Origin of the sequence: Nocardia panacis (assembly GCF_003598715.1) — a bacterium.
GTDB classification, from domain to species: Bacteria; Actinomycetota; Actinomycetes; order Mycobacteriales; family Mycobacteriaceae; genus Nocardia; species Nocardia panacis.
Window position 1 is genome coordinate 473,213 of record NZ_QZFU01000036.1, and the last position, 18,186, is coordinate 491,398.

The following is an 18,186-nucleotide window of genomic DNA, read 5'->3' on the forward strand; positions in this document are numbered from 1 at the left end:
TCGACCGCCACCGAGCACAGGAAGGGGGCGCGCATGCGGCAGATCCTGTTCGCGGCGTTCATCGCGCTCGCCGTCTCGATCACGTTGACACCGTTGTTGATCAAGCTGTTCACCCGTCAGGGGTTCGGGCAGGAGATCCGGGTGGACGGCCCGGAAAGCCATCAGGCCAAACGCGGCACGCCCACCATGGGCGGTATCGCCATCCTGGTCGGCATGTGGGCGGGCTATTTGGGCGCGCACGCGGTGGGGTTGCGCTATGACGGGAATAGACCGTCGGCCTCCGGGCTGCTGGTGCTCGGCCTGGCGAGCGCGCTGGGTGTGGTCGGCTTCCTCGACGATTTCATCAAACTGCGCAAACAGCGCAATCTGGGGTTGAGCGCAACGGGCAAACTGATCGGCCAGTTCGGCGCGGCGATCATCTTCGGCATTCTGGCACTGCGGTTTCCGGGACAGACGGGTCTGACGCCGGGCAGCAAGCACCTGTCGATCGTCCGCGATATCGCGACGGTGTCCTTCGGGGTGATCGTCTTCCTGCTCGTTGTCTGCTTCCTGGTGCTGGCCTGGTCGAACGCGGTCAATATCACCGACGGACTCGATGGGCTCGCGGCGGGATCGATGGGTATGGCGTTGGGCGCGTACATGATCATCACCTGCTGGCAGTACACGAATTCGTGCGCAAGCAGGCCGGGCGTCGGCTGCTACAACGTGCGCGACCCGCTGGACCTGGCGGTGGTGTGCGCGGCGGGCGCGGCGGCCTGTGTGGGCTTCCTGTGGTGGAATGCGGCCCCCGCCCGAATCTTCATGGGCGACACCGGATCGCTGGCGCTGGGCGGGCTGCTGGCGGGCCTGTCGGTGACCACGCGGACGGTGCTGCTCATGGTGGTCGTCGGTGCGGTGTTCGTCGCCGAGATCACCTCGGTGCTGTTGCAGATCATCGTGTTCCGCACCACCCGCAATCGACTGTTCAAGATGGCCCCGTTCCATCATCATTTCGAGTTGAGCAAGTGGGCGGAAACGACTGTGATCATTCGGTTCTGGCTACTGGCGGGTGTGGCGGCCGCCGCGGGGTTGATGCTTTTCTACAGTGAGTATCTGGCGGCGATCGGGTAGGTCATGCCACCCTGGCGACACAGAACACGCGCCGGAACGGCAGCCAGGTGGCGCCATCGGCCCGCACGGGGTACGCGTCCCGAAGCATCGGCGCGAGCTGCGCGCGAAACTCCGCCCATCGCGCATCGTCGAGTGCGGCGCGCACGGGTCGCAGCGCGGTCCCGGTGACCCACTCCAGCACCGGGTCCGTCCCCGACAACCGCTGCAAATACGTTGTCTCCCAGGCATCCACCGCACATCCGACCCCGGCGAGCAGTTCGGCGTAGCCCGCGGGATCCAGCACCGCCCGCGGCTCGAGTATCCCGGAGGACCCCAACAACTCCCGCCACTGCGCCATCCCGGCCAGCTCGCGGATCGCCACATGTGAGGGCGCGTCGAAGTTGCCCGGCACCTGCCATGCCAACCAGGCCCCGGCCTGCAGCCATTTCACCCAGTCCACCAACAGCTCGGCGTGGCCGGGAACCCACTGCAGCACCGCGTTGCACACCACGACATCGGTGTCCGCCTCGGGCCGCCAATCCCGCACATCCCCCACCGCCGCATCGATCCCGTTCGCGAGGGCCGCCGACACCATCTCGGCCGACGAATCCAGCGCCGACAGCGCCGCGCCGGGCCATCGATCGCCCAGCGTGCGGGTCAGATTTCCGGGTCCGCACCCCAGGTCGACCACCCGCCGGGGCGACGCGGCCCCGACGCGTCGCACCAGGTCGAAGAATGGCCGGGCGCGCTCGTCGTCGAAGGCGAGGTACTGCTTCGGATCCCACATGGTCGCACTCCCTTCAAACAGTACGTACGTACTGTATTACTACCTCCCAAAGGCGGCAAGAGTGTAGTTGTGCCCACGAAAGGGCATTGATCTCACCGATGGGGTATGCGAGGCTCGGCGTGCCCCGATAGCGGGGAAATACAGTGTCGGAAGGGGTTATTCATTTTGTCTATCGCGAAAAGTGTTGCCGTGGCCGCCGGTGCGGCGGCGGCGCTCGCCCTGGCCGCGCCCGAGGCGGGCGCGTCGGTGACGCGCATCGATGTCGCCACCGGGCTGAGCTTCGGCAGTTCCGGATCGATCGGCACCGGCTGCTCCTACACGGTCACCGCGACCGCGCGGCCGGGTTCCTCGGTGGTCTTCCTCGACGAGGTCGACGGATTGCGCACCGACGCCACCTTCAAACCGGTCGGCCCCACCGCCGATGCCAACGGGAAGGCGAGCACCACCTGGACGCCCGCGAAGAAGGGTCAGCACAAGATCTGGGCGGCCGAATACATCTCGGGCGAGACCTATTTCATGACCGCCGTCAACGTGGGGACCGGCCTCAACCTCGGCCCCCTGTGCTTCGTGCTGCCCTGATCATTTCCCCTCGGGTCGCCGACGCGGTCGTCCATTCCGTCGCCATGACGCACTGGGCGGCCGCGCGTCACCACCTGCGGGAATTCACCAGCGCCGCAACCGCTTCGCGCGGCATGGCGGGCGAGCGGTGGCCGTCGCGTCCGGTCATGTCCTCGTTGACGAACAGCGCGTTGAGCACCGCCTCCTCCACGGCGTGCACCGCCGCCGCGTACAACAGGTCCATCCGATTCCAGGGCAGCACCCGCCGGATCTCGATCTCCTCGACCGAAACCTCCCGCATCGGAAACGATGTCGTACTCGGCCTGTCGTCGGCGGTGGAGAAGGCCAGGAACAGATCACCGGAGAACAGACTCCCCGTGGTGCCGGTGCGGGCCAACCCGAGCGGCACCCGCCGCGCCAACGCCTCGCAGCGAGCGCCGTCCAGCGGTGCGTCCGTGGCCAGCACGACGATCACCGAACCCGACCCACCCGGCACGCGCAGATCGCGCTCGAACCACTCGTCGGTCGCCATCGGATTCGGGGTGTCCAACAGCCGCCCGACCGGAACCCCGGCCACCGTCAACTCCTCCCGCGAACCGAAGTTGGCCTGCACGAAGGCCCCGACCGTGAAAGTCTCGGCGCCGAAGGCGATTCGGCGCGAGGAGGTGCCGCTACCGCCCTTGAAGCCGTAGCAGTTCATCCCGGTCCCGCCGCCGACGGACCCCTCGGCCACCGGTCCGGTTCGGGCGGCGTCGAGCGCCTCGCCCACCACCTGCGGGGTGACGTGCGCGCCATTGATGTCGTTGAGGTAGCCGTCCCAGGTCTCCGCGCAGACGGGCAGCAACCACTGCCGCGCCAGCGCGGGATGCTCCCGATTGATCCATTCGATCACCCCGGTGTGACACACGCCGATGGCATGCGTATTGGAAATCGTGATGGGCATGGACAATTCGCCCACCTCATCGATCCAGGCGGTGCCGGTCATCTCGCCATTGCCATTGAGCGAGTAGCGGCCCGCCGCACACGGCCGCCCCACCCCGGCGCGTCCGCGCGGCAGGATGGCGGTGACGCCGGTGCGGACCGGACCGCGCCCCACCGCGAGCGGCCCGGCCCCGGAGATGAGCGTGCGGTAGCCGACCTCGATACCGGGAACGTCGGTGATGGCGTTGTGCGGGCCGGGAATTCCGGGCAGATCCACGCCGAGATCGCGCGCGCGGGAGTTCGTCATTCGGTCACCTCTGTTACGGCCGTGATTTCGGGACAGTTGGTCGCGGTGCGGGCATAGGAGCAGATCAGGGCGGCGGCGCGGGTCGGCGGCACCGCCCGATTGGGGGTGATGATGTGCAGTCCATACGCGTCCTCCAGTGCGACGAGATTGTTGGCGATATCGAGCGCGGATTCGGTGAGCGTGAAATGCCCCTGTGCCACACCGACTTCCAGGATGGCCAGATACAGCGCCACCTGCTTCTCATAGAGCGCGGTGAGCAGCGCCGAGTGCTCGTCGCGGAAGTTCAGGTGGTTGTGCAACTGGTAGAGCGCGACGACGAGCGGATCGTCCCCCGATTTGGGGATGCCCGCGCGAATCATGGCGCACATCTTGGCCCTGGCATCGGTGAGACCGGCGACCATGGTCATCCGATCGGTGAAAAAGCGTTCGCCGGACAGACGGTGCACCTCGCGCAGCAGAGTGCCGAAATCGTCGAAGTAGTAGTGCACGGTTCCGGTGGACACCCCGGCCAGCTCCGCCACATCGCGCACCCGCAGTGCGCCGACCCCGCGTTCGTGGATGGCGGTGAGGGTGGCCTCGACAATGGCGGCCCGCGCGGCCTCCTGGTTCTTCTTCCTGCCCATCCGTCTCCCATCAGAACCCTATTTGCTGACTCTTGGTCAACAAAAAAATAATCCGTTTCTGCCACATCCACAAGCAGCTTCGGTCATTCTTTGACCCATCGTCAAAGAAAGGGGTCGTCGTGTCAGAGCCGATGCCCGCGTACTCCCAACAGCTCGCACGCTCCCTGTCCGTACGGGAGAACATCCTCATCACCCTCTCGGCGGTAACGCCCGCGTCGAGCGTGTTCATCATTTCCCCGACCGTGCTCGGCGCGGCGGGCGGCGCGGCGGTGGCCGTATTCCTGATCGCCGCCGTCGCCGCCTGCTTCGTCTCGCTGTGCTACGCCGAACTCTCGGCCACCTACCCCATCGCCGGCGGTGAATACTCCTGGGCCGCACGACTACTCGGCAAATCCGCCGGCTTCGCCACCTTCCTGCTGACCATGATCACCGGAGTGCTCATCATCGCGGTCATCGCACTGGGCACCGGCGCCTACCTGGGTGTGGTGTGGTCCGGCCTGAGCGGCAAATGGATCGGCGCCGCGGTGATCGTGGTGACCGCCGGGATCGCCATGCTGAATATCCGCGCCAACGCGTGGATCACGGGCATCGCGCTCAGTATCGAGATCCTGGCCGTCACGGTGCTCGCCGTCCTCGGCTTCGCCCACAGCGAGCGCGGACCGAGCGCGTTCGTGCACGCGCAGACCATCGACTCCGGCCAACTGAGCACCGTGAGTATCGGCGCGCTCGCCGCACTGGTCCCGGTGGCGCTGTTCGCCTACAACGGCTACGGCCAGGCCGTGTACTACGTGGAGGAGACCAAGAACGCCGTCAAATCCATCGGGAAGATCATCCTGATCTGCCTGGGCGTCACCGTCGCGGTGGAGGTCATCCCCGTCGCCGCCGTGGTGCTCGGCGCGCCGAACATGCAGGATCTGCTCGGCGCCGACGCCCCGATCAACTACCTGCTCACCACGCGCGGCGGCACGATCGTCAACGAGATCGTCAGCCTCGGCATCGCCATCGCCATCATCAACGGCGTCATCGCCATCGTGCTGCAGATCTCGCGCCTGCTGTTCTCCTCCGCGCGCGACCGCTCCTGGCCCGGCCCCATCGACGACGTGCTCGGCTCGGTGCACCCGACACTGCGCACTCCCGTCGCCGCCACCCTCGTCGTCGGCGTGGTCGCCGCACTGGCCGCCGCCTTCGTGCCGATGAAGGTGCTCATCACCGCGACCGGCGCGGCCGTGGTGCTGGTCTATCTCACCGTCGCCATCGCCGCACTGCGCCTGCGGCGCGGCGGCGCGGTCAGTCGCGGCTACCGGATGCCGCTGTGGCCGCTGCCGCCGCTGATCGTCATCGCGATGATGCTCTACGTGGTGTACCGGACGCTGTCGGACAATTGGGAACAGGTCGCCTTCGCGGTGAGCATCATGGTCGTCGGGGCGCTCTACTACCGGATCTACCTGCATCCGCGCCGCGGCGACCGGTGGACCCTGCCCGACCCGGTACACGAGTCCTAGGAATCGCGCACCGCCGCGGCCGCTTTGCGCGCCGCCACCAGCACCGGATCCCAGACCGGGGAGAACGGCGGCGCGTACCCGAGATCGAGCATCGTCATCTGCGCCACGGTCATCCGGGCGGTCAGCGCGACGGCGGCGATATCGACCCGCTTGGCCGCCCCCTCCCGGCCGACGATCTGCACCCCCAGCAGGCGGCCGGCGCCGCGCTCGGCGAGCATCTTCACCGTCATCGGTTCCGCGCCGGGGTAGTAGCCCGCGCGGCCCGTGGATTCGATGACGACGGTGACGAATTGGAGTCCGGCGGCGCGGGCGTCCTTCTCGCGCAGACCGGTTCGCGCCACCTCCACCTCGCACACCTTGCTCATCGCCGTCCCGACCACACCGGGGAAAGTGGCGTAACCGCCGCCCACACCCGACCCGATCACCTGACCGTGCTTGTTGGCGTGGGTGCCGAGCGGGATGTGGCGGGTCATCCCGGACACCAGATCCAGCACCTCCACGCAATCGCCGCCCGCCCAGATATTGTCGAATCCGCGCACCCGCATGGCGAGATCGGTGAGCAGACCCCCGGATTCGCCCAAAGGCAGCCCGGCCGCGCGCGCCAAGTCGGTGGCCGGCGCGACGCCGATACCCAACACCACCACATCGGCGGGTATCTCCGCCGATGTGGTGACCACCGCCCGCACCCGCCCCCCATCGGTCCGTATCGCGGTGACCTCCGCTCCACTTCGGACATCGATCCCGATATCGCACATGGCCTTTCGCACCAGTGCACCCATATCCGGATCCAGCGTCGACATCGGCTCCGACCCCCGATCGACCAGTGTCACCGCGAATCCGCGGCGAATCAGCGCCTCGGCCATCTCCACCCCGATATAGCCGCCGCCGACCACCACGGCCCGCCGACCCTCGAGCGCCTCCAATGTGTCGAGCAGCGCCTGACCGTCGTCCAGAGTCTGGACCCCGTGCACTCCGGCCGCATCGATACCGGGCAGGTCGGGGCGGATCGGGCTCGCACCGGTGGCGATCACCAATTTGTCGTAGCCGGTCCAGGTTTCGGCGCCGGAGGCCAGATCGCGGGCGCGCACCCGACCGCCCGATACATCGATCTCGGTGACCTCGGCGCCCATCCGCAGATCTATCTCGCGCGCCCGATGCTCCTCGGCGGTGCGGGCGATCAGCGAATCCCGCCGCGCCACTTGACCACCCACCCAATAGGGGATGCCGCAGGCGGAGAAGGAGGTGAAATGTCCGCGTTCGAAGGCCACGATGCTCAGCTCGTCCGGGCCGCGCAGCCTGCGCGCCTGCGAGGCCGCCGACATACCCGCCGCGTCCGCGCCGATGACCACCAGTCGCTCACTCATGTCTGCACCGTACGGCGCGGATGGTAGGAATGGGCGGGTGGGCGACGAATCCAACACACCCGACGAACGGGTCCTCGAACTGGCCGGACAGGTCTTCGACCTCGCGCGCGCGGGCGATGCCGCGGCCTTGGCCGGGTATCTGGACGCGGGCGTCCCGGTGAATCTCACCAACGACCGGGGCGACACACTGCTCATGCTGGCGGCCTATCACGGTCACGGCGCGGCCGTCGCGGCCCTCATCGCCCGCGGCGCCGATCCGAACCGGCCCAACGACAAGGGCCAGACTCCCCTGGCGGGCGCGGTCTTCAAAGGTGAGGACGAGATCGTGCGCGCACTGCTCGAGGCGGGCGCGGACCCCGACGCGGGCACGCCTTCGGCTCGCGAGGCCGCCCGGATGTTCGGCAAGGGCGAGTTGTTCTAGCGGCGCGTTCGACCGGCCAGAAAGAGCAGCACCAGAGCCACGCTGAACCAAACATAGGTATTGCCGATGAAATGCTGCCACGGCGTCCACGCCATTTCCCGTCGGTTCTCGCCGGGCAGCCAGTCCTGCGGGCCGTAGACAAAGATGGCCGCCGTCACCGCCCCGGTCAGATACCACGGCAGCGCCCGCCGCCACGGCAGGCGCGTCGCATAACCGAATACCGCCAGCAGCCCCGGCGCGATCCACACCCAGTGGTGCGACCAGGAGATCGGCGAAAGCAGCAGCGCGAATACCGCATTGAGCGCGAAGGCCACCGCGGGGAGATCGGTCGCCTGACGCATGGCCGTCCAGATGAGGACCAGCAGCACCGCACCCAGCGCCAGCCAGATCAGCGTGCTCGCCGGTTTCTCGACGCCGAGGCGGGTCAGCATGCCCTGGATCGACTGATTCGTCCGGAAGGCCGACCCACTCAATCCAGACAGATTGCCCATACCGCCGAACCAGTACTTCATCGAGGCGCCGGGCAGCACGGCGAAGGCCAGCGCGGACGCCGCCGCGCCGGAGATCGCCGCCGTCACCGCGGCCTTGTACTCGCGGCGGACCAGGAAATACAGCACGAACGCGACCGGGGTGAGTTTGATGGCCGCCGCGACGCCGACCAGGATGCCGCGCCGCCAGCGCGGCTTCTCGGTCAGGCAGTCGGCCGCCACCAAGGCCATGACCAGCAGATTGACCTGGCCGAACTTCAGGGTCTGATGCACCGGCTCCAACAGCATGGCCGCCGGAACCGCGCAGGCCGTGACCATGGCGGCGGTGCCGAGCGTCGGCCAGATCCGGCGCGCCACCAGGTAGAGCGTCAGCGTGAGCGCGAGCGTGGAGGTGATGAAGAAGGCGACCTTGGCGATCCCCCACGGCAGCAGCGCGAACGGACTCAGCGCCAGCGCCGCGAACGGCGGGTAGATGAACGGCAACCCGATGCCCAGGCTGGTGGCGGGCAGCGTGGCGTACATATCGCGGCCGTCGAACAGCGCCTGCACGCCGAGCCGATACACCTGCAGATCGATATAGACACCGTCGAAGCGCTCCAGCGGCCACAGCGGCAGCAACTGGTACACGGCGGAACCGGCAATGAGAACCAGCGGCAGCGGCCACAGCGGCCCGAAACGGCGGATCACGGACTTGGGCCGCAACGCGGTGGTCACACTTGTCATCCGAAGCGACTATACCGACCCGGTCGCGGGCGGCCGAACCTCGGGCAGAGGTGTCCGAATAGGGGGATTCATGATCGCCGCCGCCCAATTTCCACATTTCCCCGACGATCGCCCGCAGTTCGCCGCACACTGTCCCAAACACCGTACAACGCGGGTGTTTTCACGCGGGAGCAGTCATGAATGAGGACGAACGTCGCCTCGCCGAACTCGGCTACCGGCAGGACCTGGCCCGAACCTGGTCCGCCTTCTCCAATTTCGCCATCAGCTTCACCATCGTCTCCATCCTGACCGGCGGCCTGGCCAGCTACGGCATCGGGTTGGCCAACGGCGGGCCGATCACCATGGCGTGGGGTTGGCCGCTGGTCTCGGTCATGGTGCTCTTCGTCGGCCTGGCCATGGCCGAATTGGCCTCGGCCTACCCGACCTCGGGCGGATTATATTGGTGGGCGGCCGAATTGGGCGGTCCGGTGTGGGGCTGGTTCACCGGATGGTTCAACCTGATCGGGCAGATCGCCGTCACCGCCTCCATCGACTACGGTGCGGCGATCTTCACCACCGCCGTACTCAACGTGATCGGCATCCCCGTCGGAACCGACCGCACCGCAATCTTTTTCGTCTTCATCGCGATCCTGCTCGGACACGCGATCCTCAATGCCCTCGGCCCGCGCCTGTCCGCCGTGATCAACAACGTCTCCGCCTGGTGGCATGTGGGCGGCGTGCTGATCTTCGTGCTGGTGCTCGGCTTCGGCGCGAACCACCACCAGAGCGCCGCGTTCGTCTTCACCGAAACCGTGGAGAACAGCGCCATCGGATTCGGCGGCGTCGCCTTCAGTTTCCTGCTCGGACTGCTGCACGCGCAGTACACCTTCACCGGCTACGACGCCTCCGCCCACATGTCCGAGGAGACCCACGATGCCGCGCGCAGCGCGGCCAAGGGCATCATCAACACCATCGTGGTCTCCGCCGTCGCGGGCTATCTGCTGATCCTGGCGGTCACCTTCGCCATTCCGAACCTGGACGACGCGCTGAATCCGGAGAAGAACAGCGGCTATCCCGTCATCTATATTCTCCAGAACTCGCTGAGTCCCTTCTGGTCCGGACTGCTGCTCGTCATCGCCGCCGCGGCCCAACTGTTCTGCGGCTACGCCTCGGTGACGGCGGCCTCGCGCATGCTGTTCGCCTTCGCGCGCGACGGCGCGGTCCCCGGTTCGGCGCACTGGGCGCGGCTGTCCGCACGCAAAGTGCCCGTCAACGCGGTGCTGTTCATCTCCTTCTGGGCGTTCGTGCTGCTCATCCCCTCCATGCTGGTGCCCGTCGAGAACGCGCCGACCGCCTATGCCGCGGCCACCTCGGTGGCCACCATCGGCCTCTACCTCGCCTACGGCATCCCGATCCTGCTGCGCCAGCGCCAGGGCGCTCGATTCCACACCGGCCCTTGGCGATTGGGCCGCTGGCACCGGCCGGTCGGCATCGTCGCGCTGATCTGGATCGTGGTCATCAGCCTGCTGTTCATCCTGCCTACCGATGTCGGGGGCTACCCGTGGCATGCCGAATTCACCTGGAATGCCGTAAATTACGCGCCGCTGACCCTCGTCGCGGTGGTCGGTGCGGTCGGCGTGTGGTGGTCGGTCTCGGCCCGACGCTGGTTCACCGGACCGCGCCGCACCGTCGAGACCGCACTCACGATCGACGATTGATGGCCTCGGTGAACGCCGCCGCGTGCGGACCCGACCACTCGAACTCCACCCTCGGCGGTTCGGCGGGGCCGTGGTTGCCGATGGCGGGGCCGGGGATGATGGATTCCACCAGGCCGCGCACCTCGGGAAAGGTGAGCGCCCCGCCGCCGCGCAACTGCCACTGCACCTCGAGCAGCGGCATCGGCTCGGCGGTGAGCAGCGCCGCCAGCAGATCCTCGGTGCCGATGTAGTTGTGTCCGTGTTCGGCGGCGATCCGCGCGGCCCGACGCAGCGCGATGATCACGCCGGGGGCCGCGCCGGTGATGGTGGTGAGGGTGTTGTCCCGGTCGATGCTGGTCACGCTGGCCTCTTTCGATCGTGCAACTCGATGCCGACCACGCTACCGAAATCCCCTATCGGCCGCCGTGAACTCGGAAAACCTTCCGCTGCAATTGTTTTGGTTACGCCACCGTATCCATCGGCGCACCGAACCACCGGATCAGCGCGTCGGCGAGCCCCTCGGCATCGAAACCGTCTGTGGCCCAAGCGATCACACCGTCGGGACGAACCAGCAATGCCCGTATCTCGCGCGGCTGCGCCGGTTTCGCGGCGATCACCCGCACCCGATCCGACCAAGCGGTCCCGACCGTGCTCGCCGCGCCGGAATCCGACAGGTCCAGCAAAACCCCTGCGCCCGTGTGGAAGTGGTCACCGACGCGGGTACCGTCGGACAATTCGAAATCCGGTGCGGACGCACCGAGCAGCCGGTGACCGACGCCGAGATCGCAGCGGTGCGACACACCCGAGAGTTTCTTCGCGAGATACGTGACGCCGTCGGGAGTGTCGAGCAGATCGGTCATCACCTTCCGCAGCGCCCGGCTGCGCGGATCCAATCGCATGAGCGCGACCTGCGCCCTGGTCCACTCCAGCACCCACGCGCCGACCGGATGCCGTTCGGCGCTATAGGTATCGAGCAGATCCTCCGAGGCCCGACCGGTCACGACCGCCGCCAACTTCCAACCGAGGTTGATCGCGTCGCCGATACCCAGATTCAAACCCTGCCCGCCGAAGGGTGAATGGATATGGGCCGCGTCACCGGCCAGCAGCACGCGACCCATGCGGTAATCCGGGACCTGACGGGTGTTGTCGGTGAACCTGGTCGCCGAGCGTACTCCCGAAATCTCTACCGGCACACCGGAAACCGCGCGCAGACTGTCCTGCAGCTCGGCCGCGGTGATCGGTGCGTCGCGCTCGGTCGGCGGGCCGTCCAACTCCACCGTCAAGAACCGGCCCGCCATGGGGCCGTGCACGTAGATACCGTTCTCGGTGGAGTTCCAGCCGCGACCCAACCCCTCGGCATTTCCGATCTCCGCCAGCGCCTGATGTCCGGTGATCTCCGCGTCGAGGCCGGGAAATTCGAAACCCGCCACCTTGCGCACGGTGCTGCGCCCGCCATCGCAGCCGACCAACCACGACGCGCGAATCTCGGTGTCGCCCAGCCGGATCGACACACCCGAACCCTCGTCGGTGAAATCGGTGAGCTCCGCGCCGCGCCGGAGAGGGATCTCCAGTTCGTCGGCGCGCCGGGCCAGGATCGCCTCCATCTCCTGCTGCGGGACCAGCATCACCTCGCTCGCCGGACCGAGGTCGGCGAAGGCCGGGTCATCGGCACGCAGTTTGGCCGCACCGGCCATGATGCCCGCGAAGTGCCCGACGATCGGAACCCTCCGCCCCGGCTGTTCGACGGGGTTCGGGGCGAAGTCCGCGAGCCCCCGCAACGCGGCGGCCTGGACCCGCAGCAGTTCCGGCAACAGCCCGCGGCGGTAGAACGCCTGTGCCGTAGGCACAGTGATGCCACCGGCCTTGACGGTGGGATCGGGTTCGGTCAGGCGTTCCACCACGAGCACCGAGGCGCCGCCGAGTCGGAGTTCGCAGGCGAGCATCAGACCGACCGGACCCGCACCCGCCACCACCACGTCGAAAGTTTCGTTCATGTACCCACTGTCGGTGGCCTGCCTGGCACCGGACTTGCGTGACGCTTGCGTGCATCGGTCACCGGACGGAAACCGATTTATTTCCCAGCCTGGTGAAATGCCGACCGCACGGGGATTACCATGCAGAAATGACGCGTCACGCGGGTCCGGACGCGGGGGCAGCCGAGGCGGTTGCCGGATTCACCGCCGCCTGGCGCGACGCCGTCGATCCGCCGAATCTCGACGATTTCCTCCCCATCGCCGCGGGTCCGCGCCGCGCCGCGCTGGTCGAACTCGTCAAAATCGATCTGGCGCAGCGGTGGAGCCGCGATATCCACCCCAAACGGCTCGCCGACTATGTTCGCGAACTGCCCGAACTGGCCGACCATCCGCTGCCGCCCGACCTCGTCTACGAGGAGTTCCGGCTGCGCCGCCAAGCGGGCGGTGATGTGCGGGCCGCCGACTACACCGCCGCCTACCCGGCGCAGGCCGAGCAATTCACCGAGATGCTGGCCGACGACGAACTCCCCCGCCCGCCGGAGGAACCGGTCCCGCTCGATGATCTGGGGCCGGGGCAGACCGTCGACGATTTCGACCTGATGACCGGACTCGGCCGCGGCGCGTTCGCCCGCGTCTTCCTCGCCCGCCAACGCTCCATGCAACGCCTCGTCGCCGTCAAGATCTCCGCCGACAAAGGCACCGAACCCCAAACCCTCGCCCAACTCGACCACGACTACATCGTGCGCGTCTTCGATCAGCGGATCATGCCGAAACGGCGGCTGCGCCTGCTCTACATGCAGTACATCCCCGGCGGCACCCTGTTCAGCGTGCTCGACAAAGTCCGGCACACCGAACCCGCCGAGCGCTGCGGCGCCACCCTGCTTGATGCCATCGACTCAGTGCTCGGGGAAAAGGGCGAGATCCGCCCCGGCGAATCCCCCGTCCGCGGCGAGATCGCGACACTCACCTGGCCCGAAACCGTCGCCTGGCTCGGCCGCCGACTCGCCATCGCCCTCGATCACGCCGGACACTGCGGCGTCCTACACCGCGACATCAAACCCGCCAACGTACTGCTCACCGCCGAGGGGATCCCGAAACTCGCCGATTTCAATATCAGTTTCAGCGGCAATGTCACCGGCGACAGCCCCGTCGCCTACTTCGGCGGCTCGCTGGCCTACATGTCACCCGAACAACTCGCCGTCATCCACCCCGAACTCCCCACCAAGGCAGCCGATCTCGACACCCGCAGCGACCTGTACGCACTCGCCGTCGTCCTCTGGGAACTGCTCACCGGCACGAAACCTTTCGGCGAGGACACCGTCGCGGGCAGCGACCGGGCCGCCCTGGACGCCATGCTGAAACGCCGTACCGGCGATCCGCGAACCCTGCTCGTGCACCACCTCCCGCCCGACTGTCCACCGGCCCTGCGGCGCGCGCTCATGCGCGCACTCGACCCCAACCCCGATCAACGCTGGTCCAGCGGCGCGGACTTCGCCCAGCAACTCGATATCTGCCTCGACGAGCGCGCCCGCGATCTGGTCGACCCGCCCGCGCACAGTTGGCGACGCTGGGCGGCGCCCTACCTGCACGTGGCGGGCGCACTCGCCATCGCTGTGCCGAATCTGCTGGCGATCCTCTACTCCAGCAATCACAGTCGGCGGCTCATCATCGACAAGCTCGACACCGCCGCGCAGCAGCATTTCACCACCGCCGTCAACGCCAGTTTCATCGCGACCTTCGTCTTCGGCTATGTGGTGATCAACGCACTCACCCTGCGCGCCTGGTTCACGCTGATGGGTCTGCGGCGCGGGCGCACCTACGATTCGACACGATTGGCGCACGTCCGCGCCGACACGCTGCGCTTCACCATGCGCTGCGAACTGATCTGCGCGGTGCTGTGGGGGGTTGGCGGGCTGGTCGTCCCGGTCGCGGTCGAATTGTCCGGCAATAGCGTTCCGGCCGACGCCCATGTGCACTTCTTCCTCAACCAGATCATCTGCGGCGGTATCGCGCTGGCCTATCCGTACTTCCTGATCAGTTACTTCTCGATCCGCGCGGTGTATCCGATATTCATCCCGCATGGCGGTCTGGATCGCACCGACGATCGCCAACTGTGTGAACTGGGCCGCAATAGCATCTGGTTCCTCGGACTCGCGGCCTCGATCCCCCTGCTCGGCATGGCGGCGGCGACCTTCATCCCGGCCGCCGATCTCCCGCGCGTGGTGGTTCCGCTGCGGGTGCTCGGCGTCGGCAGCGCCCTCGGATTCCTGCTCTGCTACTGGCTCTATCGGCAACTGGAGGGCGATATCGCGGCTCTGCGCCGCATCGTGCACCGCTGATCGCGGCAATCCCGGAGCGAATGCGGTCTACGACTCGAAGTAGTATGACGCCGTGCGGGAACCGAGGGATGCGACGGCGCGGGCGCGCGGCGCGTTCGTCGGCTCCGCCTCCGGTGCGGTCGGTATCGCGGCGCACGCGCTCGGCGGCGGGGAGGTCGCACTCGGGCAGTCCGGGCTCGCACTGCTGATCGCCGCCTGCGCCCTCGTCGGTCATCTCGTCGGATCGCTGCGCAACCGGTACGGCCTCGTCGAGGTGATGGTGTTGCTGGCGGGCGGGCAGACGCTCGGGCACACCGCGCTCTCACTCGCGCCGGGACATCAGCACGGCGGCGCGACCGGCGCCATGCTCGCGGCGCATCTGGTGGCCATTCCCGTGGGCGCGGTGCTCATTCGCGGCGCCGAACTGGCCATCACGCGCGTTGTCTCCAGCGTGCGGCGCATTGTCGCGGCACTACTCCCCCTGCCCGCGACAGAATCCACCGGCGTGCGCGCGTTCGGCTCGCTCCCGGCGCTGCGCCCGATACTGCTCGGTTCGGGCACCGGCACGCGCGGACCACCCCTGTTCGGATAGCACCTTCTCCCACCGCCGTCAGCGGATCGATCGTTTGATCCGCCGCGCTCGGCGGTATCTCGCAGATCGTCATCCGAATGGAGTTCCCATGCTTTCCACCCGCTCGCGGCTGCTGTCCGGCGCCGTCGCGGTTCTCGCTGTCCCCGGCCTGCTGATCGGCTGTTCGAGCAACAAGGACGACGCGGCCGCCAAGGCCGCCGACTCGCTCACCATCAAGGATCAGTGGGTCAAAGCGGCCGACGCCGAGATGTCCGCCGCTTTCGCCGAATTGAGCAACACCGGCGACAAGCCGATCTCGATCGTCGGCGCGACCAGCCCCGCCTCGCGCACCGTCGAACTGCACGAGGTGGTGCCAGGGGCCGACGGCGCGAAAACCATGCGGCCCAAGCCCGGTGGGTTCGTCGTCCCCGCGCACGGCAGCACCAAACTGGTCCCCGGCGGGGAGCACATCATGTTCATGGGGCTGACCGGACCGCTGCGCACCGGTTCGGAGACACCGATCACGCTCACCCTCGACGACGGGTCAACCAAGACCTTCACCGCCAGGGTTCGCGACTTCCACGGGAACCAGGAGAACTACGCCCCCGAGCACGGTGGCTGAGCCGCGCGCGGTCAATCGGCGGCGACTGCTCGGCGGCGGTGCGGCGGTCGCCGGTGCGGCCGGAATCGGCTGGGGCGCGGCAAGTTCGAGTACACGCGCGGTCACGACCGCACGCGACCCGATGGCGACCGTACCCTTCCACGGCCCGCATCAAGCCGGAATCGCCACCGCGCCACCGGATCACGCCGCCTTCGTGGCGCTGGACCTGCGGCCGGGCGCCACGCGCGCGGACGTCATCGGCGTGCTGAAGATCTGGACCGATGACGCGGCTCGCCTGACACAGGGCGGTCCCGCACTGGGTGACACCGAACCCGAACTCGCGCGGCGACCTTCGCGACTGACCGTCACGGTCGGCCTCGGCCCCAAGGTATTCGGGGTCGCCGGCGTCCAGGCGCGGCGACCGTCGTGGCTCGCGCCGCTGCCGCCGTTCACCATCGATCGGCTCGAACCGGCCTGGTGCGACGGTGATCTCGTGCTCCAGGTGTGCGCCGACGAGCCGACCGCGGTGGCGCACGCGGTGCGGGTGCTGTGCAAGGGCGTGGCGTCCCTGGTGACGGTGCGCTGGGTGCAGCGCGGTTTCCGCAATGCCGAACCCGGCGCCTCGCCGCGCAATCTGATGGGTCAGGTGGACGGCACCGTCAATATCGCCCCCGGCACCGCCGATTTCGATCGGCTGGTCTGGGATGACGGCGCCGCGCAACCGTGGTTGCGCGGCGGCACCTCGCTGGTGCTGCGGCGGATCGCCATGACGCTGGACACCTGGGACGAGATCGACCGCGACGGAAGGGAATTGACCGTCGGGCGCACCCTCGACACGGGTGCGCCGCTGACCGGGACCAAGGAATCCGACGACCCGGATTTCGCCGCCGTCGACCGCTACGGCATTCCGGTGATCCCGCCCTCGTCGCATATCGCCCGCGCCCACCACACGAGCGAGGGTGAGCGCTTCCTGCGGCGTGGCTACAACTACGACGATGCCCCGATTCCGGGACACACCTCGAATTCCGGTCTGCTCTTCGCCGCCTTTCAGCGCGATGTGGCCGCCCAGTATCTGCCGGTGCAAAAGCGGCTGGCCGAATTCGACGCGTTGAATGTGTGGACCGTCCCCGTCGGCTCCGCGGTGTTCGTCATCCTGCCGGGGGTGCGGACACCGGGTGATTACCTCGGGCAGTCGCTGTTCGAGGGATGAGGGGGGTTCGTTGCCCGGTGCGCCGGGCAACGAACCTCACCGGAGCTCCGGATCGAGCACGCTCGACAGCGCCGAGAGCGCGTCGCGGCGGGCGGCATGGCGCACGCTCATCCCGTCGCGGGCCGAACTGACCAGTCCCGCGCCCCGCAACTGCCCGAGGTGGTGGCTGACCGTCGACTCCGACAGGGCCAGCGTCGCGGCCAGATCCCTGGTGTTGATCGCGCGCTCGCGGCCCGCCAGCAGCAACGACATCAGCTTGACCCGGACCGGATCGGCCAGCGCCTTGAGCCGCAGCGCCACCTCGAGCGCGGACCGGTCGTCGACCGGGGCGGCGGCCACCGGGGCGCAACGGATCGGCGCGGACACATCGAGGACGGGCAGTGTCTTCGGCATGAGTCAATAGTGCCCGTCCGCGCCGAGTTGGGCAGTGTCCGTCCGTGCGGGACTAGGCGACGCCGAGCTTCTTTGCGTCGCTTCGCATTCCGAACGCGCCGATGACCTCGACGATACCGACGGCGAGCAGCCACACGCCGACGACGACGGTGAGGGTGCCCAGCGAGGTCAGCGGCCAGGCGATGACCACGATGCCGCCGATGATGATCACCACGCCGAAGAAGATCGTCCAGCCGCGCGCGGGCATCTCCGGCTCCGACAGTGCCGTCACGGCGGCGGCGACACCGTGGAACAGCCAGCCGATGCCGATCCAAATGGCAAGCAGCAGAATGGATGTCAGCTCGTTGCGGAAGCAGAACACGCCGATCGCGATGGACAGCACGCCGCTGATGAACGAGAGCACCCTGACCCCGGTGCTGGTCGGCAGGCCGAATGCGCCGAGCAGTTGCAGGAATCCGGAGACCACCAGGTAGATTCCGAACAGGATGCCCGCCGCCAGCAGCGTCGGACCCGGCCAGACCAGAATGATGATCCCGAGGATTACCGAGAGGATGCCGGTAACCAGGACGGTCTGCCACGCACTGCGGGCAAGCATTTTCATTGGCCCTTCTAGCACGCTGTTTGTCGTCATAGCTGAAAATGCTAGGCGGTGAAACGTCGG

The 18,186-nt window shown here is 67.7% G+C and carries 18 protein-coding genes; 9 read left to right on the forward strand and 9 right to left on the reverse strand.

Annotated elements, in window-relative coordinates:
• Positions 1-33: 33 nt before the first annotated feature.
• Positions 34-1,110, forward strand: coding sequence for a phospho-N-acetylmuramoyl-pentapeptide-transferase (gene mraY, locus D5S18_RS27725; RefSeq protein ID WP_120044019.1), 1,077 nt, complete (start codon positions 34-36; stop codon positions 1,108-1,110).
• 1 nt (position 1,111) lies between these two features.
• Here the strand turns inward: mraY and D5S18_RS27730 are convergent, their stop codons facing one another.
• Entirely contained in the window at positions 1,112-1,876 is a 765-nt protein-coding gene (locus D5S18_RS27730; RefSeq protein WP_120044020.1) for a trans-aconitate 2-methyltransferase, read from the reverse strand.
• 189 nt (positions 1,877-2,065) lie between these two features.
• Between D5S18_RS27730 and D5S18_RS27735 the strand changes: the two genes are divergently transcribed.
• Positions 2,066-2,455, forward strand: coding sequence for a hypothetical protein (locus tag D5S18_RS27735; RefSeq protein WP_120044021.1), 390 nt, complete (start codon positions 2,066-2,068; stop codon positions 2,453-2,455).
• A 67-nt stretch (positions 2,456-2,522) separates the two neighbouring features.
• On the opposite strand, the gene D5S18_RS27740 is transcribed toward D5S18_RS27735, so the two are convergent.
• Together D5S18_RS27740 and D5S18_RS27745 are read right to left on the reverse strand one after the other, a co-directional pair.
• The gene (locus tag D5S18_RS27740; RefSeq protein ID WP_120044022.1) at positions 2,523-3,662 is read right to left on the reverse strand and encodes a DmpA family aminopeptidase; all 1,140 of its coding nucleotides are present in this window, start codon (positions 3,660-3,662) and stop codon (positions 2,523-2,525) included.
• Positions 3,659-4,285: a TetR/AcrR family transcriptional regulator gene (locus D5S18_RS27745; RefSeq protein WP_120044023.1), complete on the reverse strand. Its 627-nt coding sequence runs from the start codon at positions 4,283-4,285 to the stop codon at positions 3,659-3,661. Before D5S18_RS27745 ends, D5S18_RS27740 begins: the two co-directional genes overlap by 4 nt.
• 119 nt (positions 4,286-4,404) lie before the next feature.
• Between D5S18_RS27745 and D5S18_RS27750 the strand changes: the two genes are divergently transcribed.
• A complete protein-coding gene (locus tag D5S18_RS27750) occupies positions 4,405-5,787 on the forward strand; it encodes an APC family permease (RefSeq protein ID WP_239004035.1) in 1,383 nt (460 codons plus the stop codon).
• On the opposite strand, the gene D5S18_RS27755 is transcribed toward D5S18_RS27750, so the two are convergent.
• Positions 5,784-7,151 (reverse strand): FAD-dependent oxidoreductase, encoded by a 1,368-nt coding sequence (locus D5S18_RS27755; RefSeq protein WP_120044025.1) that lies wholly within the window; start codon positions 7,149-7,151, stop codon positions 5,784-5,786. The genes D5S18_RS27750 and D5S18_RS27755 overlap by 4 nt on opposite strands.
• Positions 7,152-7,188: 37 nt before the next feature.
• On the opposite strand from D5S18_RS27755, the gene D5S18_RS27760 reads away from it, so the two are divergent.
• On the forward strand, positions 7,189-7,572 hold the full coding sequence (locus D5S18_RS27760; RefSeq protein ID WP_439651179.1) for an ankyrin repeat domain-containing protein: 384 nt from the start codon (positions 7,189-7,191) through the stop codon (positions 7,570-7,572).
• Here D5S18_RS27760 and D5S18_RS27765 read toward each other — a convergent pair.
• Positions 7,569-8,783: a glycosyltransferase 87 family protein gene (locus tag D5S18_RS27765; RefSeq protein WP_120044027.1), complete on the reverse strand. Its 1,215-nt coding sequence runs from the start codon at positions 8,781-8,783 to the stop codon at positions 7,569-7,571. The two genes, D5S18_RS27760 and D5S18_RS27765, sit on opposite strands and share 4 nt — an antisense overlap.
• Before the next feature lie 176 nt (positions 8,784-8,959).
• Here D5S18_RS27765 and D5S18_RS27770 point away from each other — a divergent pair, with 176 nt between their 5' ends.
• Positions 8,960-10,480: an amino acid permease gene (locus tag D5S18_RS27770; protein WP_120044028.1), complete on the forward strand. Its 1,521-nt coding sequence runs from the start codon at positions 8,960-8,962 to the stop codon at positions 10,478-10,480.
• Here the strand turns inward: D5S18_RS27770 and D5S18_RS27775 are convergent.
• Positions 10,464-10,820 (reverse strand): Clp protease N-terminal domain-containing protein, encoded by a 357-nt coding sequence (locus D5S18_RS27775; RefSeq protein ID WP_120044029.1) that lies wholly within the window; start codon positions 10,818-10,820, stop codon positions 10,464-10,466. The genes D5S18_RS27770 and D5S18_RS27775 overlap by 17 nt on opposite strands.
• Before the next feature lie 100 nt (positions 10,821-10,920).
• Entirely contained in the window at positions 10,921-12,453 is a 1,533-nt protein-coding gene (locus D5S18_RS27780) for an FAD-dependent monooxygenase (RefSeq protein ID WP_120044030.1), read from the reverse strand.
• Positions 12,454-12,581: 128 nt separating this feature from the next.
• Here D5S18_RS27780 and D5S18_RS27785 point away from each other — a divergent pair, with 128 nt between their 5' ends.
• From D5S18_RS27785 to D5S18_RS27800, 4 genes are all read left to right on the forward strand, one after another.
• Complete coding sequence (locus D5S18_RS27785; protein WP_120044031.1) at positions 12,582-14,771, forward strand: serine/threonine-protein kinase; 2,190 nt, start codon at positions 12,582-12,584, stop codon at positions 14,769-14,771.
• Positions 14,772-14,823: 52 nt separating this feature from the next.
• A complete protein-coding gene (locus tag D5S18_RS27790) occupies positions 14,824-15,342 on the forward strand; it encodes a hypothetical protein (protein ID WP_120044032.1) in 519 nt (172 codons plus the stop codon).
• An 88-nt stretch (positions 15,343-15,430) separates the two neighbouring features.
• On the forward strand, positions 15,431-15,943 hold the full coding sequence (locus D5S18_RS27795; protein WP_120044033.1) for a copper chaperone PCu(A)C: 513 nt from the start codon (positions 15,431-15,433) through the stop codon (positions 15,941-15,943).
• Positions 15,936-17,132: a Dyp-type peroxidase gene (locus D5S18_RS27800; protein ID WP_120044034.1), complete on the forward strand. Its 1,197-nt coding sequence runs from the start codon at positions 15,936-15,938 to the stop codon at positions 17,130-17,132. Before D5S18_RS27795 ends, D5S18_RS27800 begins: the two co-directional genes overlap by 8 nt.
• A 36-nt stretch (positions 17,133-17,168) precedes the next feature.
• Here the strand turns inward: D5S18_RS27800 and D5S18_RS27805 are convergent, their stop codons facing one another.
• Both D5S18_RS27805 and D5S18_RS27810 read right to left on the reverse strand, forming a co-directional pair.
• The gene (locus tag D5S18_RS27805; RefSeq protein ID WP_120044035.1) at positions 17,169-17,525 is read right to left on the reverse strand and encodes an Rv2640c family ArsR-like transcriptional regulator; all 357 of its coding nucleotides are present in this window, start codon (positions 17,523-17,525) and stop codon (positions 17,169-17,171) included.
• Between the two features lie 52 nt (positions 17,526-17,577).
• Complete coding sequence (locus D5S18_RS27810; RefSeq protein ID WP_239004036.1) at positions 17,578-18,126, reverse strand: HdeD family acid-resistance protein; 549 nt, start codon at positions 18,124-18,126, stop codon at positions 17,578-17,580.
• Between the last annotated feature and the right edge of the window lie 60 nt (positions 18,127-18,186).